The following is a 22,482-nucleotide window of genomic DNA, read 5'->3' on the forward strand; positions in this document are numbered from 1 at the left end:
TGGTTAATCACGCCCGTGGCGTGCTAAAAAAATTATGCTTGCTGTGAACGGCGCAAAGAACGTTCTATCCGCGAACGTTCTTTGCCGACTTCTAACAAAGCTTCTTCAATAAAGGCTAAGTGACCATTACTGGCCTGACGCGCCAATTCCGGCTCGCCATTTATCACCGCTTGCATTAACCGTTGCCGATGCTCATTAAGCTTTTCGGCAATGCCTTCACTGTGCTGCAAGGCGGCTAAATTTAAACGGACATTTTGCTCAACTAACGGCGTTAAGCCACGAACAAGATGAAGTAATACGACATTATGTGATGCTTCAGCGACTGCTAAATAAAACTGCCCGACCGCCATGGCCTGAGCATCTATATCTTGCTGCTGTTGCGTTCGACAAATATCTTCGTATAAGGTTTTGATTTTTATGTGATCAGCCTCAGTACCCCGTAACGCTGCATAATAGGCACTGATGCCTTCTAGGGCATGCCGAAATTCTAGCAGATCGAATTGTGATTCAGGGTGTCGGCTAATCAGCTCAAATAGCGGATCCGTTAAGCCCACAGCCAAGGTATCTTTGATATAGGTGCCGCCACCTTGACGCCGACTCACTAACCCTTTGGCTTCTAGTTTTTGAATGGCTTCACGTAATGAGGGGCGTGACACATCAAACCGCTCGGCTAACTCGCGCTCAGAGGGCAATTTTTGACCTGGCGAAAAGCTGCCTTCAAGCAACAGGTTCTCGAGTTGCTCGACAATGCGATCGGACAATTTTGCCGGCTTAATTTTTAAATCAGTCATTGCGAGTCAAACGTTCTGCTACCTGTTTACGGCAAGTTGCCGCATTATTGTAAATTGGTATTACCAATTTTTCATTATTATGCGCTAGGCTATCAGTTTCACACCAGTATGTAAATAAAGCAGAGATTGCAAGGAATAGCAAAAGCAAAAATATTTAGAGTTTTAGCTCGATAAAATGTGGCACCAATCGATACTAAGCTAAATGGTCTGACAAGTTCACGGGCAGCCAGATAAGGCTTTACGCATAAAAAAAGGCGCCAGTACAATATTGTCAGACTGAACACTGACCCTATTGCGCTGTGCGCCCTGCTTGGCAAAACACTTACGATTAACTAATCCATCCGCTTAATGTCAAAATAGCGGTAAAAGCTAAAAAGAACAGCATATTGCGTTTTGCGAGTTGCACCATACTACTGGTGTCATCACTGACTTGCTGAGGTACATCAACGATCGGCTCGGCCGCTTTAGCCACATCAGTAATCACTTGCTGATTATCTGCGGTAAAGTCGAGGAAATAGCCTAACAGCGCATTGGAAGCACGCGAGAAATGCCCCACTAGCGCAAAACCTAACCCGAATAAACGCGCAGGGAACCAATCTGCCCAAAACAGTAAATAATGCACCGCATCTTTTGGCGTTGCTTCAGCATTGTCAGCGTTGACAGAGCTGTAGTTGTCGGTGGCTGCGGTTTCGCTTTCATCTAAGGCATCAACCGTCTCGACCTGATCATCGCGCTCATCTTTCAGCTGAGGTTGCTCTTGTACATGACGTAATAATGCATAAGTCACGGCACCAAAAGCACCCAGTACTAAAAACCAGAACACAACCGCCGCGTAATAGCGAAAGTTTAACCAGACCAACAGTAAACCGTTGCTGTCATCCACTTTGCTGGCACTGTCTTGACGAATTTGCTGCATAGCTAAATAAGCCGCTTCATCATCGCCACGTTCTTGTGCATTCAAAAACTGCTTATACAGTTGCCGATAATGCCAACAGCCAATCGCCACTAACAACACTAGGGTATTCACTATTAAGCTGATTAAACGGCTATCCACAAAATGCAAGATCAATGCAATGACTAACCCAGGTAATAGCAGCCACAGGTAACGACCTAAGCTATGCTCGGCTAATTTGCTCAATCCTGAGCCTGCAGTCAGTTTTAAATATGCCTGACAGTAAGGTCGGGCTTGCCATGCATCACTGCGTACAGAAAGCCGTTCAATAATTAATGCCAGTAACATACTAATTAAAGTCATGCCTTGTTCTCCTTTAGCGCTTGTTTATAACGCTGCCAATCAAAAGCGGCTCCGGGATCGGTCTTGCGGCCTGGTGCAATATCACAATGGCCAACAATCCGATCCAGGGTTATCGCTGGATACTGCTGCAGCAAACTCCGTGTTAACCGCAGCAAACTACTATATTGCTGTTCAGTATAGGGTATCTCGTCCGTGCCTTCTAACTCAATACCTATCGAATAGTCATTACATCTTGGCTGACCGGCAAAACTGCTTTGACCGGCATGCCAGCCTCGCATCTCAAAAGGCACGTATTGGAAAATTTGTCCGTCGCGCCAAATCACGCAATGGGCCGCCACGCGCAGTCCCTGCAAATCAGCAAAACTAGGATGCGCGCGACAATCCAAGGTGCCACTAAATAAGGCATCAACATAACTGTGGCGCGGATCCTGACAAAAATGACCGGCGGGTAAACTAATATTGTGGATCACCAGTAAGTTTATTTCAGTATCATCCGGTCGTGCATCAAAATGACTGCATGGCCGTTGAATTAAATGGGGCATGGGGCTTGCAAAGCGACTCATGGGGAATTTTTGCCTTTTTACGGCTGTCTCAGTAAGCTGTTGGGCTATTGTCAATGCTGGATTACATTTATGCAAGCACCTGAAGTCAGTTCTGCATTTGGTAAATTTTTTACGTTGATCACTTGGCTGCTGCTGGCGGGTGCGTTGTTTTGGTTTTTTCAAGATTATCTGAGTAAGCAACAAAACCCGAACCAACAACTCCAAAGCAGCGTTTCTGCCAATGAAATCACCACGAAATTAGCACGAAACCGTGCAGGGCACTATTTAGGTGTCGCTTTGATCAATGGCAAACCCATCGATTTTTTACTGGATACTGGCGCCACCACGGTAGCGATCTCCGCCAGTGCAGCGGCAGAATTAGGCTTGCCTAAGGGCGCCGAGATGCGCGTCGCCACGGCTAACGGTGTCACTACCGCCTGGCGCAGCGAAATTGCCGAACTAAAGCTTGGCCTAATAACCTTACATAATGTGCCAGCCAGCATAGTACCTAATTTAGCCGGCTCAGAGATTTTGTTAGGTATGAGCGCCCTAAAACAGTTAGAATTCCGGCAACAAGGCAATGAACTCACACTTATCCAGCGCATTTAACTTATGAACAGACACGTCGTACCCTTTGCTCACCCGTTATTAGCCAACGAAATTCCGCGTGCGGTCACTACTGCGCTAGCGGAAGACTTAGGTCTGCAACCGCTTGCTTTAGGCGATATCACCGCATCGTTGATCCCCCCTCAGCAATATGCAGATGCCACTATTATCACGCGTGAAGATTGTGTGATCTGTGGCACGGCTTTTGTTGATGAGGTATTTAAACAACTTAGTGCCGACGTCAGCGTGCGTTGGCATGTTGCCGATGGCGACCAAGTGGCAGCCAACAGCCTGTTGTGTACTTTAACTGGCCCAGCCAGTGTGTTGCTTACCGGAGAGCGCAGTGCACTTAACTTTTTACAATTGCTCAGCGGCACCGCCACCACGACGGCACATTATGTGCAGTTTTTAGCAGGCAGCAACACCCGATTACTGGATACCCGTAAAACCCTGCCTGGTCTGCGCTTTGCCCAGAAATATGCGGTAAGCTGCGGCGGCGGCTTAAACCATCGTTTTGGTTTGTTCGACGCGTTCTTAATTAAAGAAAATCATATCGCTGCCGCGGGTACGATTAGCAACGCCGTGCAAACAGCCCGTATTAATTTTCCAGGCAAACCGATTGAAGTTGAAGTCGAGAGCCTCACCGAGTTAGCCGAAGCGCTCAGTGCTCAAGCTGATATTATTATGTTAGATAACTTTAGTTTGCCCGATATTCAACAAGCGGTAATGCTGACCGCAGGCCAAGCTAAATTGGAAGTGTCTGGCAATATTACTAGCGAAAACCTTAGCGCCCTTGCGGCCACCGGTGTCGACTTTATTTCCAGCGGTGCTTTAACCAAGCATGTTACGGCTATTGATTTATCGATGCGTTTACAGAGCCGGAAGTAAACAATGTTGGCCGTTTCTGCTACACTGATCCCTATACAGCCATTTGCTGGGTCAGTGAGGTGTAGTTGATGCAACTGACAGGCAAGGTCGTTTTCTGGCAAGACAAAAAAGGCTTTGGTTTTTTGTTTTGTGAGCAAACGAACCAGAAACTTTTTTTTCATATCCGCGATTTTGCTCAGCCAAAACACCGGCCTGCTGAGGGTGATCTGCTGCGTTTTGGCCTGGGTACAGATAAAAAAGGTCGGCCAATTGCGGTTAGCTTAAGCATCGACAGTAGCGCAACAATTGCCCCCCCCAAAGAACGTCTTGTTATCCCGAAAAATACCGTCGACTTAGAGTATGCTAAAGATCTGGCGCTGTATTTTCGGGCGGCCTTTTTAATGCTGGTGATTATCAGTTTATTGTTTGGTACCTTGCCGTATATCTTACCGATCCTTTATATCGAGGTCAGTATCTTTACTTATTGGTTATATCAAGCGGATAAAAACGCGGCCATTGCAAGGCAAAGTCAGCGCTTACCTGAAGAAAGCTTACAAATGTTTAGCTTAATTGGCGGCTGGCCAGGGGCGTTATTTGCCCAGAAAAAACTCGCACACAAACGCAGTAAGCCACTGTTTCAGCGTGAGTTTTGGCTTATCGTATTAGCCAACTGCATTTTATTGCTATGGCTACTGTCAACACCAGGTCAACAGCTGTTATCCCGCGTGGCATTTCTTACACCTTAAAAATAAAACCGCGCCGATACAAAGCCAACATGCCCAGATACGCTATCGCTAAAAAGCACAACGCAAAGGCTAACGAACCATTGTAATTACCGAATAACGGCTGAAAAACTTCCCGAAATAAGCTATTCCCCAAAGTCGTCCCTGCCACTGGCAGCATGGATAAGATGCGAGCTGCCACCCCCGCTAACATAAAAAACAAAATAGCATTAACGCCAAACACCACTAACGGTGCCCCCCACAAGCGATAACGTTTAATCTCGGTAAGCCAAAGAATCACCGCCAGCAATAACGCGGTGTAACCGGTGCTCAACAACACAAAGGTGGGGGTCCATAGCATTTTATTAATGGGTAACAGCGGATGGGCGAGTTCGGCAATCCATACCATCGCCACGCCGGCTAAAGCCAGTAAACGAATTTTAAACGCGAGAGGCTGGTCACTTTGTAAAAGTTGCGCCATCACCACGCCCAGTAAACAGCTGCTGATGGCCGGTAAAGTGCTTAATAAGCCTTCGGGATCAAACGCAAAGGGGGTAGCGCTTCGAAAAAACACATGCTGCGCGCCGAGTATCTGATGATCCAGCCAGGCGGCAAAATTATTGCCAAATTGCCAAAGCCCAACAAATTGTTGCCCTTGCGCGTCCTGATACGGCATGTATTGCATCAAAGCGAGATAAACTACACATAAGCCCACCAGCCACAGCACTCGCGCTCGGGTGCCGCAATACAGCACAATTAATAAGGTACAAAAGTACACCAAGGCGATGCGTTGTAATACACCAAACCAACGAACCGTTAGCAGTTTTTGCTGCAGATAATTGTAAGCCGGATCGCGAAAGTTATAATAAAACAGCACCAAAAATAGTCCCAGCAAATACAGTTTTAATGCACGTAGTGCGCCGGCTTGAATGACCTCAAGCTTGGTTTGCGCTATTTTTTGCCGCAAGCTCAGCTGGATCGACATGCCGACCATAATGATAAAAGCCGGAAAGATCAGATCGGTCACGGTCCAGCCATGCCATTCGGCATGGCGTAGCGGCGCATAGATATATTGCCAACTGCCTGGGTTATTCACCAATACCATGGCCATAATGGCCAAGCCGCGCAATATATCCAGCGCCAACAAACGGCCCGCGGGCTGTTGCGCCAAAATGGCTTGGCAGTGTTGGCGCACACCAAACATGCCTATTGGCCCGCCGTGACCGCAGGCATACTCAGCGGCAACGTGACCGGTAATTGGCCCGTGGCTTGGCGCTGCCCCACCAACACTTCGGCCAGAGCCTGATAAATTGGGCTGACTAAGCTACCATCTTGCTGTTGCCAGTTATGGTAGGCATAAGTCGCGATGGTGCGCTGCACTAAGGGTGCATACAGGCTGATTTCGTAAGGTGAGCGCAAACTGACAAAGGTCTGATCTTTCTTTAACGCGGCACCATATTCCAATAACTGATAAAAATAACGCTGCTGCTTTTGATACGCCTCAGCCAAATTCGTATTCGCAGCAAGATCGTCCATACCGCCCATTTCGGCTAAAGACTGCATGGGTGAAATAAAAGCCGCGATGACCTGATCAGCTGCGGCAATCTGTTGCTTGGCCTGATCTAAATTAAGCTGCACTAAACTGATCACCGTGATATCAGCGCTATTCGCGCCAAGTTGCTGCAAATGTTGCTGCAACACTCGGCCCTTACTGGTATCAGGCATTAACAAGACGGTTTTTTTACCCGCAAAGGTTAACGGTAACGCCGTTGCCCCTTTAACCACGGTGACGGCAGCTCGGGCTAAGGCCAACTCAGCGGCGCGATGCTCTGGGTTAGCTAAGGTTTTTGTCGCCTGCGCGAGACTGGGCTGACTTAACGCTTTTAGGCTCTGTTTAGCCTTAACAATACGTTGATAAGACGCCTGTAATTCTTGCTTATCTAAATGCCCTTGCGCCACTGCCGCGCTTAATTCATCTAATAAAGCGGCCAGTTGGGGTAATTCAGCTGGGCTTTGTAATTTCACTGGCATCAAGGCAATATCAGCCCCCGCAGCAAAGGTTTCAATCACGGCTTGGGGTACGGTAAAGAAATGACTAATACCGGCCATATCCAAGGCGTCGGTAACAATCAGCCCTTTATAACCCAGCTGTTGGCGCAATACGCCATGCAAAATATTCCGCGACAATGTCGCTGGCTTTAACATGGTTTCGCCATTTTTGCTAACGAACACGCTGTCGTCTAAAGCCGGAAACTGAATATGCGCAGTCATGATCATCGCCGGATCATATTGCTGAATAATCTTCGCAAAGGGGTATAAATCGGTATTGGCAATTTGCTCCGCGCTATGATCAACACGGGGTAACCCCAAGTGGCTGTCAACATGCGTATCGCCATGTCCTGGAAAGTGCTTTAGCGAAACTAACAAGCCCGCTTGCTGCATCGCGCCTGTCATCGCCCCACCCAGCTCTGCCACTTGTTTGGCATCTTCACCAAAAGAACGGACGTTAATCACCGGGTTTAAGGGGTTTACATTCACATCAACCGTGGGCGCAAAGTTAACGTTAATGCCCAAACTTAACAGCTCATTCGCCAGAACCGTACCTACTTGGCTAGCAAAGGCGGTGCCATGCACGGGATAAGTGGCACCGATAGCCATATTACCGCTAAACGAGGTTGATTGTTGGCGGGGTAAACGCGCCACGCGACCGCCTTCTTGGTCGATACCGATAAAAAGCGGTAAATGATGTCCTTGCGCTTGAGCGGCCGCCTGCAACTGCTCGGTTAATTGAATAATCTGCTGTGGTTGTTGCACGTTTTCTGCAAACAAAATAACGCCGCCAATCTGATAGCGTTGAATTAACTCGGCTAAAGCCGCAGGTAATTGCGTCATCGGCGTTCGACATTGTCCCGCCGCTACGGGCGTGTCACAGTAATAACGTAGATCCAACATCAATTTTTGTCCCAACATGTGGGGCACATCTATTGCCGGCTTGCGCGCAGCAGCATTTATATCCATAGCAGTCCAAAACAGTGAAGTTGACAGCATTGCTAGCAATACTTTGCGGTAGCAACCAAGGCGAGCAGTAGCCAATTGGAAATCCTTAGCCTAATTCATTAGGGTTAAACATAAATTATTCATAAAAAATACGCAAACAAGAATATTTTAGTCTATTCACATTCTATAACTTATGCTTTACTGCAGCTAGCAATTGCCAGCAACCCCATCACAACAATGTGCTGCGGGGTGGGTTTGGCGCATTAATTTCGACAGGCAAAGCGTAATGCAGCTCACCTTATTAGATTGGCTGGTCTTTTGCAGCTACTTTTTGATCCTTGGTTTATTGGCATGGTGGGTCAACCAACAAAAATCGAAGAACAGTAGTGATTACTTCTTAGCGGCTAATTCAATGCCCGCATGGCTGGTGGCCATTTCTGTACTTGCCACGTCGCAATCTGCGGCCACTTTTTTAGGTGGCCCCGATATGGGCTTTCGCGGCAATTTAACCTATTTAGCCAGCTCTTTTGGCGCCATTTTGGCGGCCTGGTTTGTGATTAAATGGCTGATCCCTCGCTATTACCAGCTAAAAGTCACCACCGTGTATGAGTTATTAGAACAGCGCTTTAGTGCCAGCGCGAAAAATCATGCTGGGCAAATGTATTTATTTGGTCGGGTGTTTGCCAGTGGCGCGCGCTTATATATGGCGGCTTTAGCGGTCTCAATGCTGCTGTTTAATCATATCAACGCCAGCGGTATTGTGGCCGCAGTCGCGTTATTGGCCGTGATCGGTTTACTTTGTACCATGATGGGCGGTATCCGCTCGGTCATTTATACCGATGCATTACAGTGCTTTGTCTATGTTAGTGCCGCCTTGCTGGTTTTGTTTTATTTATACAGCAGCCTCGATCTCCCCTGGCAACAAGTTGTTGAGGCTTTACGTTATCCGCCAGAGCAAGCCCGTTCTAAATTGTTGTTATTCGATTTCCATCTGGATTTTAGCTCGGCAGGCGTCTTTAATGTCTGGTCAGCGCTTACCGGCTTTGTCTTATTAAATATTGCGGCCTTTGGTTTAGATCAAGATATGACGCAGCGCGTATTGACCTGTAAAACACCGGCGAAAGGCGCGCAAGCACTGCTCTCTTCAGTGTTATTAGTGATCCCAGTGATGTTAGTGTTTATTGTTATTGGATTTTTATTGTACTTGTTTTATCAACGGCCAGATTTAGCGGCGGGCACACAGGTATTACAAGACAGCTTTCAAGGCGAGAAAATCACCGTCTTTATGTACTATGTGCTAAATGAATTGCCATCTGGCTTACGGGGTTTGGTGGTGGTCGGCGTGATTGCCGCAGCGCTTTCAACCATTACTTCTGGGCTAAACTCCATGGCCTCGGTACTGGTTGCGGATCTCTATCAGCCTTGGCGCTTACGCCGCCAACCAGCTACCGAAGCCAAACATTTTGTCCGTGCTGGACAATGCGCCATGCTGCTAACGGCTATCGCGTTATCCTTAATGGCCATCTTATGTTTTTACTGGCAACAGTATTCCGATATGCCGTTACTGGCCTTTGCGCTAAGCGTAATGGTGTTTTCTTACAGCGGTTTACTCGGCGTATTTTTTACCGCGTTATTTACTCGGCGCGGTAATCGATATAGTGTGACGGCCGCCTTGTGTGTTGGCTTTGTTACTTGCTTAGTATTGCAACCCTATGTATTAAAGCAGCTTAGTCCAAACTTAGCGGCTTTAGATTTAGGCTTCACCTGGCAGTTATGTATCGCCACGCTTTTGGCCTTTTTAACCTGTTATAGCGGCAGCGCACAGCAAACCACGTCTGCGCATGCCAAGGAGGCTTAATGCGTTACTTGTTAACCTTAGATGGCGGTGGCACCAAAACGGATGGCCTATTGCTGTGTCAACAAAGTGGCCAACGTTGGACGGCTCGCGCCGGTGCTGCCCAGCTGACCAACGATTTTGCAGCAGCCATTCATCATGTGCGTGAGCTCAGCCTGCAACTTTGCCAACAAGCCAATGCCAGCCCTGCTGACGTCAGTGTTATTTTCGGCTTAGCGGGCGCGGGAAATCCGCAGTTAGCCGAAGCATTTAACCAAGCCCAGCAAATCCCTTTCGCCCACTGGCAGCTGACAACGGATGCGCGTACCTCTTTATATGGTGCGAACTTAGGCCAACCCGTGGTGGTGGTGGCGATTGGTACCGGTTCCGTGGGTATGCGCTTGCAACAGGATGGCACTGAACACCAGGTAGGCGGCTGGGGTTTTGGTATTGGCGATGAAGGCGGTGGCGCTTGGCTGGGTCAACAATTAGTACGACAACTGCTATGGCAATTAGATTGGCAACGGCCACTTAGCCCATTACTGACTGCGGTTAGTCAGCAATGTGGCACCAATGCCGAGCAGTTGCTGCCTTGGTTAAAACAAGCCAAAGCTCATGATTTTGCCAAACTGGCGCCCTTGGTCTATCACTATCAGGATGCGCTCAGCCAGCAATTACAACAACAGCAAGGTGCTGCCATTGCTACCTTGGCTAAGTGCGCGCTCAACGAGCAAAATTTGCCCTTGGTGTTATTAGGTGGCTTAGCCACGCATTGCCAGCCTTGGCTTTGCGATAACTTACAAGCACAATTACAACCTGCCCGCGGTGATGCATTAGCGGGCGGTTTAGTTCTAGCGGCCAAATTGGCCGCTTCTTCTTAAGACAGGCAAGACAATGCACACAGAACAATTATTAGTCCAACTGGCCAACATGAGCACCGAAGCACGTAATAGCGACAGTGCCAATATCGATCAACTGAATAGCTTGCAACTGGTGTCGTTAATTAACCAAGCCGACCAAGGGGTTGCGCAGCACATTACTCCGGCTTTACCGCAAATCGCAGCGGCGGTTGATCAGATTGTTAAAGCCTTTACTGACGGTGGTCGCTTAATCTACTTGGGCGCAGGAACCAGTGGTCGCTTAGGGATCTTAGATGCGGTGGAATGCCCCCCCACGTATAGCGTGCCAGATCAGCAAGTGATCGGCTTAATTGCTGGGGGTGATAAAGCGATCTATAAAGCCGTTGAAGGCGCCGAAGATAACCCAGAGCTCGGTGCTGCCGACTTACAACGCATTCAGTTTAGCGCTAAAGATGTGCTGGTGGGCATTGCCGCCAGTGGCCGTACCCCTTATGTGCTAGGTGGGCTGGCCTACGCGCGTTCACTTGGCGCCAGCACCGTCGCCATTAGCTGTAATGCCCAGGCCCCACTGCTACAAGCTGCCGATATTGCCATCTGCGCTGAAGTTGGGCCAGAAGTGGTGACCGGTTCAACCCGGATGAAAGCCGGCACCGCACAAAAAATGATTTTAAATATGCTCAGCACCGCCGCCATGGTGCGTACCGGCAAGGTTTATCAGAATTTAATGGTCGACCTGCATGCCAGTAACCAAAAATTAGTCGCTCGCGCCATTCGTATAGTGATGCAAGCCACCGATTGCACTGCGCCAGTGGCGGAACAAGCCTTACAAGACAGCCAAATGAACGCCAAGCTGGCTATTTTACATTTACTCAGTGGCCAACCGATTGCCCGTTGCCGTGAGCAATTAACAGCACAACAGGGCTTCGTGCGCCAAGCATTGGAGGCGATGCAATGAAATCCGTTTGGCATCTTGCGCTCACGCTTCTCGTTTGGTTTAGCCCGCTAGCTTTGGCCAATAGTGCCGCGCCAGTGCTGCTGACCGGCGCTGAGCAACCGGCTAAATACTTGCCGCTACTAAAAGGTAAACGCGTTGGCTTGTTAGTTAATCAAACCTCGGTAGTGGGTGAACAACATCTGGTTGACTTTTTACTGGCACAAAACATTCAGGTGGTCGCGATTTTCGCGCCAGAGCATGGTTTTCGAGGGAATCATGACGCCGGTGCCGCTATCGCTAATGGCACAGATAGCCGCACTGGTTTACCGGTTTGGTCAATGTATGGCGCCAGCAAAAAACCCAGCCCCGAGCAAATGCAAGCACTGGATATTATCCTGTTTGATATTCAGGATGTTGGCGTACGTTATTACACCTACATCAGCTCGATGCACTACATGTTAGCGGCGGCAGCCGAATTTTCGAAACCGATGCTGGTGCTGGATCGGCCTAATCCGAATGGCGCCTATGTGGATGGGCCCGTGCTCGACTTAGCTTTTCAGTCATTTGTGGGGATGCACCCCATTCCATTATTACATGGTATGACCGTTGGTGAGTTAGCCCTAATGATTAAAGGCGAGGGTTGGATAGCTCAAGCTGATAAATTAACGCTGACCGTGATCCCAGTGGCGAACTATCAACGCCAGCAAGCTTATACCTTACCGATCCCACCAAGCCCCAACCTGCCGAATCAGCAAGCGATTAAACTCTATCCTTCACTTGGCTTTTTTGAGGCGACACCGCTCAGTGTTGGCCGTGGCACAGATTTTCCGTTTCAAGTGATTGGTTATGATAAGTTTGCCACCGACGGCTTTGCTTTTACCCCAGTTAGCACACCGGGTGCCGCATTAAAACCGCCCTTAATGGACCAATTGCTACATGGTGAAGATTTACGCCACGTGCCGGCTGGCGGCTTAACGCTGAGTTATTTGATGCGCTGGAATCAGTTATTTGATAGCCATGCGAAAACATTATTTAGCGCGCCCGAGTTTATGGATAAATTAGCCGGTACCGATCAATTGCGTCTGCAAATCGCTGCCGGTTTAAGTGAGGCGCAGATCCGCGCCAGTTGGCAACCACAGCTACAGCTGTTTTTAAAACAGCGTCAAGCCTATTTGCTTTATCCGTAAAGCCCGTTAAGTGCCTAACGGGTTGTGAATAACACCGCTGGGCACGCTAATTAATTGGCCATTTAATACGGCTTGCACAACCTCGCCTTGCGTATTGACCAATAAAAACGTGGCGCCTTGCCAAAGTTGTGGCGAGCCTTGTGTCGGGCGTAACGGATTCAGCAGCACCGGTAAACGGCTGCTTGCTTGCAACAAAGCCTTATCACCCGAAAAATGGGTATAACCTTGCTGCAATAAAGCGAGATGTGCCTCAGTGTCTAAAGACAAGGCCGTGTTAAGCGGGTAAGCCTGCCCAGCTTTAAAAGCTAAACCTCGCACCGAAAATTGATGAAAAGCGCTAAACAAGGATAAGTCACCTAGCTCATCGATACGCGCGCGCCGATCGCCAGTAAGGGCCAAATTAATGGCCAGATCCACCGTAGCCGTCGTGTCGCCGATGCTCACGGTTAACCCTTGTAGCAACACATCTTTCATGCCGCCGCTACGATTAAATGGGATAGCGTTATACAACGCCACATCAGCCTGCTGATAGCTATCACTGGCAATCGCAGCTAACCAAGCCATATAGAGTTGAAAATTCAGCCGCCGCGCCACTTGCCGATTGTCATCACCACGATAAGCGCCCGACTCCACTAACACCGTGCTAATGCCCATCGCCGCAAACGTATCGCCAAAAGAGCGGGCCGACCAATCATCGGCATAACGACCGATATGCTGCGGGATCTGCTGCTCAAGCCAAGGTTGGACATGTGCAATTAACTGCATCGCAGCTCGGCGGCTAGCATTGATCTCACGTTCGGCATTATAAGCCGGCGCTAACAATGAAATGGTTGCGGGGTTAGGATAAGGACCTGCCGCATGAAAACGGTTTTGATCATGCAAGTTAAAAGCAAAATGCGGTTTAATCTGCTTCGCTGCCGCCATTAACAACTGCCCTTCTGGGCTTTGTAACGCCAACGCATCACGATTAATATCGATACCTTGAGCATTGACTCGGCTGCGCTTAGCGGCACCATCCGGATTGAGCATCGGAATAATATACAGCGTTATGTCGGCAAATAACTGCTCGCGCCACGCCGCCTGCTCTGGTGCCTGTAGATAATTTAATAAATCGAACAGAGCCGCGGTGGCGGTAGATTCATCGCCGTGCATTTGCGACCAAGCCAATACTCGCTTGTCACCTTGGCCTAATTGAAGTTGATAAATGGGCTGCTGCTCCACCGAACGCCCCAATTCGGTTACCGTTAGCCATGGCTGCGCTTGGTAATGCTCGATTAACGGCGCAATGTCGCTAAATTGCAGTTGCGGTTTATTTAAATGCGCATGTTGATACGGGTGATAATCAGGAATTGTCATTGCTTTGGCCATTATTACGCTGCTGACTGCCAGTATCAGGAAAACCAATTTATTCATGATTAGCCCATTTAAACTGCAATACTTATACAGATCCTAATACAAACGCATGAAAAGACAATAGGATATTTTAATTAGTTTCTGGGTAAAGCCGCAGGTTTCGCGCTTGCAGAAGGCGCAGTTAGCCTGTATAAAATCATAAATTATCCAAACTGCGATGAACCCAGCGCCTGAGCGTTATGGCCGAAATCATCCAGCAGATCCCGCATAAAACGGAGAACATCTTGGCAAATTGGCTCACCCTGTTACCGGCAATCGTAGCGATTGCGGTTGTGCTCTGGCGTAAAGAAGTGATCTTAGCGCTGTTGTTATCTCTTTGTACCGCCGAACTGCTGATTTTCATGCAGCAAGGACAGGGCTTTGGTGCGGGTTTGCTGCTTGATGGCAGTATTCAAACCTTAGAGCGTATTGTCGCGGTTACCGCTGATGATGGTAATGCTCGGATCTTAATGTTTTCCTTGTTAGTCGGTGGTTTATTAGCTTATTTACGCCTCTCTGGCGGTGTTACCGCAACGGTAGATTTTTTAGTACGAAAAGGCATTGCCCGCACTGGTCGTCAAGCCGGTTTACTGACCTTTGGTATCAGCTTTTTTACCTTTATTGAATCGAACCTCAGCTCGTTAACCAAGGGGATTAGCACCCGCGGTTTATTTGATAAATTTCAAATGAGCCGTGCTCGGCTTGCCTATATCATCGACAGTACCAGCTCGCCTATTTGTATCATCATTTTACTCAATGGCTGGGGGGCTTATGTGCTCGGCTTATTAAGTACTTACGAGTTACCGGTGCCGGCCATTTCAGTGCTATTAGGCAGTATTCCGCTGAACTTTTATGCCTTATTTACGCTAGCCGTGGTGCTCTATACTATTATCAGTGGCAAAGTATATGGCCCGTTAAAACGGGTAGAACAGCGCACCAGCGAGCAATTACCGCAAACAGAAATTGAAACGCCGGCCAGCCATCCGGCGTTTATGCTGTTACCACTTTTAACATTAGTCGGTTCAATGATTGGCTTTATGTTTTTAACCGGTAATGGCGAGTTAGTGCAGGGCTCGGGTTCGCGCTCGGTGTTATATGCCACCGTGTTAGCCTGTTTAGTGGCGTATGGCATGATGATTATCAGCCGCCGCTTCCAGCATCAGCAGTTAGTGGATATTGGCTTTAAAGGCATGTCTGAATTACTGCCGGTAGTGACTATTGTCCTGCTGTCGATGGCGCTGGGCAGCAGCTTAAAAGTATTAGGCACCGGCACCGTGATTGCCGGTATGGTCGATCAAAATATCCCGCATTTTTTAATCCCAGCCTTGCTGTTTTTAGCCGGTTCTTTAATGTCAGTCACCACCGGTACTAGCTGGGGTACTTTCGCCATTTTAATTCCGATTGGCATCCCCATGGTGACCTTATTAAATTTACCCCCCCAATTGGTATTAGCGGCCATTCTGAGCGGCGGGATTTTTGGCGATCACTGCTCGCCTATCTCTGACAGTACCGCGGTAAGTTCCGTCGCCGCGGGCTGTGATTTGCTCGAGCACGTTAAAACGCAATTGCCCTATGCGCTGTTTTGCGGTGCACTGGCCTTAAGCGCTTTTGCCATTAGCGGTTGGCTGATGATTTAACCCAGCTGCAATACTTACGGTAAAGATACTGACGGTTATGGATTTCCAGATCCCGTCAGTATTGTTATTTAGTGAATACCTATATTGCGCTATGGGTAAGCAACACCTCTATCCATGCTTTAGTTGTGCTAAATCAAATTCCTGTTCTGGCTGTATTGTTACTCTGTGCATAATTGCGCCACGCGAGTTGGAAAGTTGATGTCTACAGTAAATCCTCCTAACGAATCTCTTCAGCATGAACCCATTATTGCTGATTTGATTAAACGCCCGCTGTTAACTTGCGCCGCTAACGATACTCTGCAAACCGCGGCAAAACTGATGCGCCAACATAATGTTAGCTGTATTTTAATCAAAGAAGGCGACAACATTAGCGGCATTTGGTCTGAGGCGGATACGCGCAAACTCGACTTCAATCAAATCGATCCGACAAGCATTACCGTGGGCAGTTTAATGTCATCACCGGTGATCAGCGCCAGTGAACTGACCAGTATTAATGGCGCAGCCAGCTTAATGCTGAATCATAATATTCGACGTTTATTGGTGGTAAACAGTGCTCAGCAACCGGTCGGTTTACTCACCCAAAGCGATATCGTACGTCAGCAGCAAATTGAGTTTTATTTACGTTTTCGGGAAGTGGCCGGCTGTATTGAAAAAGCCCCGGTATTTTTAGATAGCACGATACCTTTAGCCGAAGCCGTGCAGTGTTTGCGACAAGCCAAAACCGACGCCGCCATTGTTAATTTTGCTGATCAGCATCAAGGGTTAATCACTGAGCGGGATTTAGTACAGCTGCTGGCTGATGGCCGTAACTGTCAGCAAGTTGCTGACATCGCGACAAAAAAATTGTTAGTCGTGCCACCTAACATGAGTGTATTAGATGCCGTGACGCTGCTCAATCCGCATAATATTCGTCACTTAGTGGTAAAAGAACAACAGCAAATTCTGGGGTTATTGTCTTTTAACGATATCCTGCGAAATGTTGAATACAGCTACATCGAACAATTAAAAACCGCCTTACAAGATCGCGATCTTGCTCTGCGTACCTCGGCTGATTACCTGCGCTTAGCACACAAAGTGATTGATGCCTCTATGGATGGCATTATGATCACCGATCAACATGGCTTTATCCAATCGGTTAATCCCAGCTTTACCAAACTCACCGGTTATAGCCAAGCCGAGGCACTGGGTAAAACACCGCGTTTACTCAGCTCAGGCTTACATCCAGCAGAGTTTTATCGCCACATGTGGCACACCATTTTAGAAACCGGCCATTGGCAAGGTGAGGTGTGGAATAAACGCAAAAATGGCGAGATTTATCCGCAATCACTAAGTATTACTGCTATTCGCTCGGAATCTCAGCAGATTACCCAGTATGCGGCAATTTTTAGTGATATTACCGAGCGTAAACAACAAGAAGAAAAAATTCATCAACTGGCTTATATCGATGAATTAACCGGCTTGGCCAATCGCCGGATGTTTTTCGATCGACTACAACTGGCACTAGCCAATGCACAGCGCCATCAACATGCCCTCGCAGTGTTGTTTTTAGATTTAGACTTGTTTAAACGCATCAATGATACCCTTGGTCATCATGCCGGTGACCAAGCCTTAAAAGAAGTGGCCAAACGCTTACAAAACACCTTGCGCGTAGGTGAGTCTGTTGCCCGCTTAGGCGGCGACGAGTTTATTATTTTAATCCCCGAAATCAAAGTTTGTGATTCACTGCAAGCATTAGCGCAGCGTTTAATCGCGCAGTTTGAACGGCCAGTGCAATTATTAGGGCAAGATTTCTTTTTAACCACCAGTATTGGCATCAGTTTATTTCCCAAGGATGGGCATACAGCGGAAATGTTGGTGAAACATGCTGATGTCGCAATGTATCAGGCAAAAAATGCGGGGCGTAATCAATACCGCTTTTATGACGCGAGCCAAGGCCAACAAAACGTCGATGAACTGAAGTTAGAGCAAGCGTTACGACAAGCACTGCGTCTGCAATTACTTGAGGTGCATTATCAACCTAAATTCAGCATAAAAACCCAAGAGGTCATTGGTTTTGAAGCCTTGTTGCGTTGGTCAGATCCAGAGTTAGGCCCACTGTCGCCCGCCTTGTTTATCCCGTTGGCGGAAAAACTCGGGCTGATTCATCAGTTAGGCGAATGGGTGTTGCGCCAAGTCTGTTTTCAGTTAAAGCAATGGCAAGCATCCGCTCTGCCTGTTTCCATTAATATTTCAGTGTTGCAATTAATGGAGCTGGATTTTCTACCACGCTTTCGCGCTATTGTCACGCAAGCCGCAATTCAGCCACGTTTGATAGAGTTAGAACTGACTGAAAGCTGTTTTATACCCGAGCATTCGGCTTATATTTTAAATGTACTAACCGAACTGAAAAAGCTGGGGCTACGCTTATCCATTGATGATTTTGGGACAGGCTATTCATCCCTGTCTTACTTACGCCGTTTGCCAATCGATGCTTTGAAAATTGACCATAGCTTTATTCGTGAATTACCGGCCAATGAAAGTGATCGGCAAATCACTCTGGCCATTATTGCCATGGCTAAAGCCTTGGGTTTAGAAGTGATTGCCGAGGGTATTGAACACACCGCTCAGTGTGAATTTTTACTGCAAGCCGGCTGCGATACCGGCCAAGGTTATTTCATCTCGCCAGCATTACCAGCAGCCGACATCACTAAAAAGTGGCTAAAAACCACACCCAGTACATCCGCTGAACATGACACGGTCTGACGCCCCCTAAGCGGCTATTTGCTATAATAGCCGCTCAGTTACCTGCGCGTGTTTGGTTAACCGCACCCGCACGGCTAATAGCGGTATTTCGCAAGCAAGATCTGTTCACGCTGTTTGTCAAATTGGTTATGCGCCACTTCTACTTGATGTGCAAACTTATCATAAGCTCGTTCAACTTTACGTTGATACGCTTGTCTTGCTTTGCTCTTTTGTTTGGGTTTGGCTTTGTGATGACTGTGCTGATAAGCATCAGATAATTGCGCTAATTCGCGATCAAGCTGACGTTCTAACGACACCAGATGACGCTGATGTTCATGGGCTAACTGCTGTAATGCTTGGCGCTGCTTGGCAACAATACGCGGTGTTGCATGCTTAACCTTGTAATATCGGCTATAGCCTTGTTGCACCGGATCGATGCGGGCCACTCTAACTAATTCATCGGCAGCCCGTCTTAAGGTATACACCAACACATCATGACCCACTCGCTCAATGGCAACGGGCGACGCTTGATGCGCGAGCACTGGCAGTTGTACCAGTGTTAACAAAGAAACAGCAAACAGGGTTTTGGTGATTGTTGTGGCCATAATCGGCTCCACTTTCTGCTAAACACCCGTTAATCTTGCACTGTACAACTGAACCACTGCTGAAAGCTTTTTCGGCATTTTGATTAAAAAAGTCAACTTACCCTGCCCTATGCCGATTTATACTACCTTGGAACAACGTTGCTGACTTTGCGTTAAATAGGCATCGAAGCAGGCACAAATACTGCGAACCCATAGCCGACCTAAGGCAGTCACTGTTAACTCACTGTCATTGGCTACAAGTAAACCATCGGTGATAAACGGCTGCAACTGCGGCACCGCATCGGCAAAATATCCCCAAAAATCGATTAACTGCCATTGCTGGCAAAAAGCAGTGATATCCAATTTGAAGTGACAAATGAGTTGGCTAATCAATGCAGCGCGCAGCCGATCATCCTCACTTAAACTCAAGCCACGCTCAACTGGGCGCTGTTGTTGCTGTAAGGCAGCATAATAATCGGCTAATACCTTACTGTTTTGCCACAATACACCGTTGATTTGGCTAATACTTGACACCCCCAGCCCCAACAACGCATCTTGCCCGGCTGTGGTATAGCCTTGAAAATTACGCTGCAAACGGCCTTGCTGCTGCGCTATCGCCAGTGGATCACTGGCTTTAGCAAAGTGATCCATGCCAATAAATTGATAACCGGCTCCTACTAACGCCGTGATCGCCAATTGCAATAACTGCAGCTTCGCAGGCGCAGCCGGTAAACTGTCGAAGGGGATTTTCCGCTGCGCGGCAAAGCGCTCTGGTAAATGCGCATAGCTGAATAATGAAATGCGATCGGGTGATAAACGGATAATCTCGGCTAAGGTTTCAGCAAAACTGTCGGGCTGTTGATATGGCAGGCCATAAATCAGATCCAGATTGACCGAGCTAAAACCCAGTGCTCGACTTAATTGCACTTGCTGGCGGATCAACTCGGTTTCTTGCACTCGGTTAATGGCAATTTGCACTTTCTCGTCTAAATCTTGCACACCAAAACTGACACGATTAAACCCCAGTTGGCGTAAATGTCGCAGCTTTTGCTCGCTACAACTGCGCGGATCGATCTCAATACTGATCTCTGCCTCAGTTATCAGCTGAAAATGCTGATGAATTAACTGCATTAATTGCGTTAACTGCGCTTCCGTTAAAAAGGTGGGTGTGCCGCCACCCAAGTGCAATTGCGTGATGCGTTTATCGGCTACACTAGCTTGATACAGCGCCATTTCTTGCGCCAATGCCGTTAAATACTGATCAGCTTTGTGCTGATGCCGCGTGACAATTTTATTACAGCCACAGTAATAGCAAAGCTGATGACAAAACGGAATATGTATATATAAGCTCAGCTCAGACGGAGCGTCTTGCAGCACGGGGGTAATCATGGCCGAGTCAAAAGCGGGATCTAACGCTAACGCGGTTGGATAAGAGGTATAACGCGGTCCGTTAATGTTGTATTTGCCGATTAACGCCGCATCCCATGATATCGCTTGCATCTTCTGCCCCCTTATTTAGCTAAGGCGGCAGTATACTGAGCTTTCACTGACTCAGCCTTGATCTAACGCAAACGGAAATACTTGCCGTTTAGCGTGTTAACTCAGCGAGGTGCTGATGCAAAATGCGGCGGATCTCTAAAATGGCAGCCGAGGTTTCTTGTACGCTATGCCCCGAGCGGATCACCATCTCTGATTCAGCTTCCGGTAAATGCGCACTTAAATAGGGTACAACGCCATCCGAGTGTTGGGCCACAGGTAAGCTGGGTTGTTCTACCCCAATAATCGAGTGATACCGCACCGCAGCATTAATCGGAATGCGTGCCGCCGCCATGATAAAACTATCGCGATCGCTGAGGTTTTCAATGCTGGTGATCCGCAGTGGCACACGCGCTTGGCTCTTGCTGCTGGGATCGTTTAACAGCTCAGCCGCTTCGGCCACACGTTCTAACACCGTCACGGGCAAGGTAATGAGCCCGGCTAACCAGCGAGCTAAACGATAGTCTGCCACCGCCGTACCCAAATGTGGTGTCGCAATAAAAATCGCCCGATTCGCCCCCGGTAAAGCTGAAAACGTAAAATCATCACGAAAGCTTTGAAAGAAACGCTGCTGACGTTTTAAATCTAATTTATGCTCTTCGCTAACGGCATACAATAATTGCTCACCCGAGTCAGACACCAATAAACGCGCCAATAGCCCACCCATACTATGACCAATGATCACCATATCTTCTGAAGCCGGAGCCAAGCCTTCAGGATCAAACTGTCGTAAGGTTTGCGTAATACGCTGGCGGATAGCTTGTAAATTCAGAACCAAAGGTAAGTTCGTAGGGTAATACAATTGCCACAACTGATAGTTGGCACGCAGCTTTTCATCACCCAAAACCTCATTCGCCGTATTAACCCAGGCTTCAGGGCTACTAGCAATACCATGTAACATAATGATAATTTTACGATTAGGATCATAAGGCTGCAGCATAAATAAATGTGGCTGCGCTAATGAATCGCTTGCACCCATTAAATTCCAAAATGCTTGCCGAGAAAAATCAGAACGCGCTAACCATAAACCATAACCCGCGGTAAAGTTGGCCGCCAATGGGATCTTCGCGCCAGCAATCGTCACTTGCTGCTGTTGCAGCGGATCCAGCACATGTAAGGTCACCTGATCGGTACTTAACACTTCAGCTAAAGTGTTACCGCCAAAACTCAACACGGCTGTCACCACCGGCGAGGGTAATTCGCTATAGCCTTGCTGCAAATTTAATTGCGTGCGCGCCGCACTGACGGCCACTAATTCAGCACCGAGCCCATCGCGGCGATATTGATTGCGCAAGCCTTGAAATGACAAGGTGTTGGTGGGCACAAGCTGCGCAGGAAGTGCTTGCTCGCGAAAGCGCCGATGTTGCAACTGGCTTCGTAACTGCCAACGCTCGGTTTGTAAGGTAATAGCACTGTCTTGCAACCAGCGCCGTTGTTGCTGTGAGAATAATAAGGTTGCGGCTTGTTGGGTGGCAAAGTTGTAGTAATCACGCACTTGCGTTTGCCGGTCTTCAAACAAACGATTAATCGGTGTCACACCAGAATAAAATAAATAAGCGTAAGCATAGCGAGCGCTCATCAGGTAGGCATCGACCTCAGCCAGCACATCTTTATTGCGTGGACGGCTATACCATAAGGCTTGATGTAACCACAGTTCCGCCATCGCCGATAGGCGTTGTTCACTGGTTAAACCCAAACCGGTGCTGAGGATCTCGGCACATTCTGCCGCTTCGCGCTGACAGGTTGCCTGATCTAGCCCAAGTATTTGCAGCACGACACCTGTATATTGGCTAATGGTGCCCGTAGTTAACACATCGCCTCGCCGCTGCTTAACATACTCGCGGCTATCCACATTCGACACCGACACGGTGGCGCAGCCGCTTAAAGCGAGCAACAACCATAAGCACACTAAGCAATGCCAACGACGTTTTACCGCTGCCAGAGAAAAAAGCGGCAACTTTGCTGTAACTAACACGCTATTCACTCACTACTGACCATGGCTTAGATGAACTATCAT

General features: G+C 48.1%; 18 protein-coding genes. 9 read left to right on the forward strand and 9 right to left on the reverse strand.

What is annotated here, in order from left to right:
- Nucleotides 1-32: 32 nt before the first annotated feature.
- From pdhR to ampD, 3 genes are all read right to left on the reverse strand, one after another.
- Nucleotides 33-791, reverse strand: coding sequence for a pyruvate dehydrogenase complex transcriptional repressor PdhR (gene pdhR / locus LMJ53_RS13875; protein ID WP_229587586.1), 759 nt, complete (start codon nucleotides 789-791; stop codon nucleotides 33-35).
- A gap of 328 nt (nucleotides 792-1,119) precedes the next feature.
- Nucleotides 1,120-2,046 (reverse strand): regulatory signaling modulator protein AmpE, encoded by a 927-nt coding sequence (ampE, locus tag LMJ53_RS13880; protein ID WP_229587587.1) that lies wholly within the window; start codon nucleotides 2,044-2,046, stop codon nucleotides 1,120-1,122.
- Nucleotides 2,043-2,609, reverse strand: coding sequence for a 1,6-anhydro-N-acetylmuramyl-L-alanine amidase AmpD (ampD, locus tag LMJ53_RS13885; RefSeq protein ID WP_229587589.1), 567 nt, complete (start codon nucleotides 2,607-2,609; stop codon nucleotides 2,043-2,045). Before ampD ends, ampE begins: the two co-directional genes overlap by 4 nt.
- Before the next feature lie 69 nt (nucleotides 2,610-2,678).
- Here ampD and LMJ53_RS13890 point away from each other — a divergent pair, with 69 nt between their 5' ends.
- From LMJ53_RS13890 to LMJ53_RS13900, 3 genes are all read left to right on the forward strand, one after another.
- Entirely contained in the window at nucleotides 2,679-3,197 is a 519-nt protein-coding gene (locus tag LMJ53_RS13890) for a retropepsin-like aspartic protease family protein (RefSeq protein WP_226751955.1), read from the forward strand.
- A 3-nt stretch (nucleotides 3,198-3,200) separates the two neighbouring features.
- On the forward strand, nucleotides 3,201-4,082 hold the full coding sequence (gene nadC, locus LMJ53_RS13895; RefSeq protein ID WP_229587591.1) for a carboxylating nicotinate-nucleotide diphosphorylase: 882 nt from the start codon (nucleotides 3,201-3,203) through the stop codon (nucleotides 4,080-4,082).
- A gap of 68 nt (nucleotides 4,083-4,150) precedes the next feature.
- Entirely contained in the window at nucleotides 4,151-4,807 is a 657-nt protein-coding gene (locus LMJ53_RS13900) for a DUF1294 domain-containing protein (protein ID WP_229587593.1), read from the forward strand.
- Here LMJ53_RS13900 and LMJ53_RS13905 read toward each other — a convergent pair.
- Both LMJ53_RS13905 and LMJ53_RS13910 read right to left on the reverse strand, forming a co-directional pair.
- Nucleotides 4,797-5,987, reverse strand: a complete 1,191-nt coding sequence (locus LMJ53_RS13905; RefSeq protein WP_229587595.1) for an acyltransferase family protein — start codon at nucleotides 5,985-5,987, stop codon at nucleotides 4,797-4,799. The genes LMJ53_RS13900 and LMJ53_RS13905 overlap by 11 nt on opposite strands.
- 2 nt (nucleotides 5,988-5,989) lie before the next feature.
- Nucleotides 5,990-7,801, reverse strand: coding sequence for a glycoside hydrolase family 3 protein (locus tag LMJ53_RS13910; protein ID WP_229587597.1), 1,812 nt, complete (start codon nucleotides 7,799-7,801; stop codon nucleotides 5,990-5,992).
- 265 nt (nucleotides 7,802-8,066) lie between these two features.
- Between LMJ53_RS13910 and LMJ53_RS13915 the strand changes: the two genes are divergently transcribed.
- From LMJ53_RS13915 to LMJ53_RS13930, 4 genes are read left to right on the forward strand one after another with little or no spacing between them, the layout of a single operon-like run.
- Nucleotides 8,067-9,638, forward strand: a complete 1,572-nt coding sequence (locus tag LMJ53_RS13915; RefSeq protein WP_229587599.1) for a sodium:solute symporter — start codon at nucleotides 8,067-8,069, stop codon at nucleotides 9,636-9,638.
- The gene (locus LMJ53_RS13920) at nucleotides 9,638-10,495 is read left to right on the forward strand and encodes a BadF/BadG/BcrA/BcrD ATPase family protein (protein ID WP_229587600.1); all 858 of its coding nucleotides are present in this window, start codon (nucleotides 9,638-9,640) and stop codon (nucleotides 10,493-10,495) included. The genes LMJ53_RS13915 and LMJ53_RS13920 overlap by 1 nt, the downstream gene beginning before the upstream one ends.
- Before the next feature lie 13 nt (nucleotides 10,496-10,508).
- The gene (gene murQ, locus LMJ53_RS13925; RefSeq protein ID WP_229587602.1) at nucleotides 10,509-11,429 is read left to right on the forward strand and encodes an N-acetylmuramic acid 6-phosphate etherase; all 921 of its coding nucleotides are present in this window, start codon (nucleotides 10,509-10,511) and stop codon (nucleotides 11,427-11,429) included.
- Nucleotides 11,426-12,595: an exo-beta-N-acetylmuramidase NamZ domain-containing protein gene (locus tag LMJ53_RS13930; RefSeq protein WP_229587604.1), complete on the forward strand. Its 1,170-nt coding sequence runs from the start codon at nucleotides 11,426-11,428 to the stop codon at nucleotides 12,593-12,595. Before murQ ends, LMJ53_RS13930 begins: the two co-directional genes overlap by 4 nt.
- A gap of 6 nt (nucleotides 12,596-12,601) precedes the next feature.
- On the opposite strand, the gene LMJ53_RS13935 is transcribed toward LMJ53_RS13930, so the two are convergent.
- Complete coding sequence (locus tag LMJ53_RS13935; RefSeq protein WP_229587606.1) at nucleotides 12,602-13,963, reverse strand: M14 family zinc carboxypeptidase; 1,362 nt, start codon at nucleotides 13,961-13,963, stop codon at nucleotides 12,602-12,604.
- A 224-nt stretch (nucleotides 13,964-14,187) separates the two neighbouring features.
- Here LMJ53_RS13935 and LMJ53_RS13940 point away from each other — a divergent pair, with 224 nt between their 5' ends.
- Both LMJ53_RS13940 and LMJ53_RS13945 read left to right on the forward strand, forming a co-directional pair.
- Entirely contained in the window at nucleotides 14,188-15,624 is a 1,437-nt protein-coding gene (locus LMJ53_RS13940) for a Na+/H+ antiporter NhaC family protein (protein ID WP_229587615.1), read from the forward strand.
- Nucleotides 15,625-15,822: 198 nt separating this feature from the next.
- Complete coding sequence (locus tag LMJ53_RS13945; protein WP_229587617.1) at nucleotides 15,823-18,366, forward strand: EAL domain-containing protein; 2,544 nt, start codon at nucleotides 15,823-15,825, stop codon at nucleotides 18,364-18,366.
- 74 nt (nucleotides 18,367-18,440) lie between these two features.
- Here LMJ53_RS13945 and LMJ53_RS13950 read toward each other — a convergent pair whose 3' ends face one another.
- The 3 genes from LMJ53_RS13950 to LMJ53_RS13960 all read right to left on the reverse strand — a co-directional run bounded on the left by LMJ53_RS13950 (nucleotide 18,441) and on the right by LMJ53_RS13960 (nucleotide 22,449).
- Complete coding sequence (locus LMJ53_RS13950) at nucleotides 18,441-18,950, reverse strand: hypothetical protein (protein ID WP_229587619.1); 510 nt, start codon at nucleotides 18,948-18,950, stop codon at nucleotides 18,441-18,443.
- Nucleotides 18,951-19,067: 117 nt separating this feature from the next.
- Entirely contained in the window at nucleotides 19,068-20,429 is a 1,362-nt protein-coding gene (gene hemN / locus LMJ53_RS13955) for an oxygen-independent coproporphyrinogen III oxidase (protein ID WP_229587621.1), read from the reverse strand.
- Nucleotides 20,430-20,517: 88 nt separating this feature from the next.
- The gene (locus tag LMJ53_RS13960) at nucleotides 20,518-22,449 is read right to left on the reverse strand and encodes an esterase/lipase family protein (RefSeq protein ID WP_229587623.1); all 1,932 of its coding nucleotides are present in this window, start codon (nucleotides 22,447-22,449) and stop codon (nucleotides 20,518-20,520) included.
- Nucleotides 22,450-22,482 lie beyond the last annotated feature (33 nt).

The organism is Rheinheimera sp. UJ51, from assembly GCF_020819615.1.
Taxonomy (GTDB): domain Bacteria; phylum Pseudomonadota; class Gammaproteobacteria; order Enterobacterales; family Alteromonadaceae; genus Alishewanella; species Alishewanella maricola.

What these genes read in the sequence shown, in the direction of transcription:
- pdhR (WP_229587586.1), bottom strand. Translation starts at nt 791, where the DNA reads ATGACTGATTTAAAAATTAAGCCGGCAAAATTGTCCGATCGCATTGTC.
- ampE (WP_229587587.1), bottom strand. Translation starts at nt 2,046, where the DNA reads ATGACTTTAATTAGTATGTTACTGGCATTAATTATTGAACGGCTTTCT.
- ampD (WP_229587589.1), bottom strand. Translation starts at nt 2,609, where the DNA reads ATGAGTCGCTTTGCAAGCCCCATGCCCCATTTAATTCAACGGCCATGC.
- LMJ53_RS13890 (WP_226751955.1), top strand. Translation starts at nt 2,679, where the DNA reads ATGCAAGCACCTGAAGTCAGTTCTGCATTTGGTAAATTTTTTACGTTG.
- nadC (WP_229587591.1), top strand. Translation starts at nt 3,201, where the DNA reads ATGAACAGACACGTCGTACCCTTTGCTCACCCGTTATTAGCCAACGAA.
- LMJ53_RS13900 (WP_229587593.1), top strand. Translation starts at nt 4,151, where the DNA reads ATGCAACTGACAGGCAAGGTCGTTTTCTGGCAAGACAAAAAAGGCTTT.
- LMJ53_RS13905 (WP_229587595.1), bottom strand. Translation starts at nt 5,987, where the DNA reads ATGTTTGGTGTGCGCCAACACTGCCAAGCCATTTTGGCGCAACAGCCC.
- LMJ53_RS13910 (WP_229587597.1), bottom strand. Translation starts at nt 7,801, where the DNA reads ATGGATATAAATGCTGCTGCGCGCAAGCCGGCAATAGATGTGCCCCAC.
- LMJ53_RS13915 (WP_229587599.1), top strand. Translation starts at nt 8,067, where the DNA reads ATGCAGCTCACCTTATTAGATTGGCTGGTCTTTTGCAGCTACTTTTTG.
- LMJ53_RS13920 (WP_229587600.1), top strand. Translation starts at nt 9,638, where the DNA reads ATGCGTTACTTGTTAACCTTAGATGGCGGTGGCACCAAAACGGATGGC.
- murQ (WP_229587602.1), top strand. Translation starts at nt 10,509, where the DNA reads ATGCACACAGAACAATTATTAGTCCAACTGGCCAACATGAGCACCGAA.
- LMJ53_RS13930 (WP_229587604.1), top strand. Translation starts at nt 11,426, where the DNA reads ATGAAATCCGTTTGGCATCTTGCGCTCACGCTTCTCGTTTGGTTTAGC.
- LMJ53_RS13935 (WP_229587606.1), bottom strand. Translation starts at nt 13,963, where the DNA reads ATGGCCAAAGCAATGACAATTCCTGATTATCACCCGTATCAACATGCG.
- LMJ53_RS13940 (WP_229587615.1), top strand. Translation starts at nt 14,188, where the DNA reads ATGGCCGAAATCATCCAGCAGATCCCGCATAAAACGGAGAACATCTTG.
- LMJ53_RS13945 (WP_229587617.1), top strand. Translation starts at nt 15,823, where the DNA reads ATGTCTACAGTAAATCCTCCTAACGAATCTCTTCAGCATGAACCCATT.
- LMJ53_RS13950 (WP_229587619.1), bottom strand. Translation starts at nt 18,950, where the DNA reads ATGGCCACAACAATCACCAAAACCCTGTTTGCTGTTTCTTTGTTAACA.
- hemN (WP_229587621.1), bottom strand. Translation starts at nt 20,429, where the DNA reads ATGCAAGCGATATCATGGGATGCGGCGTTAATCGGCAAATACAACATT.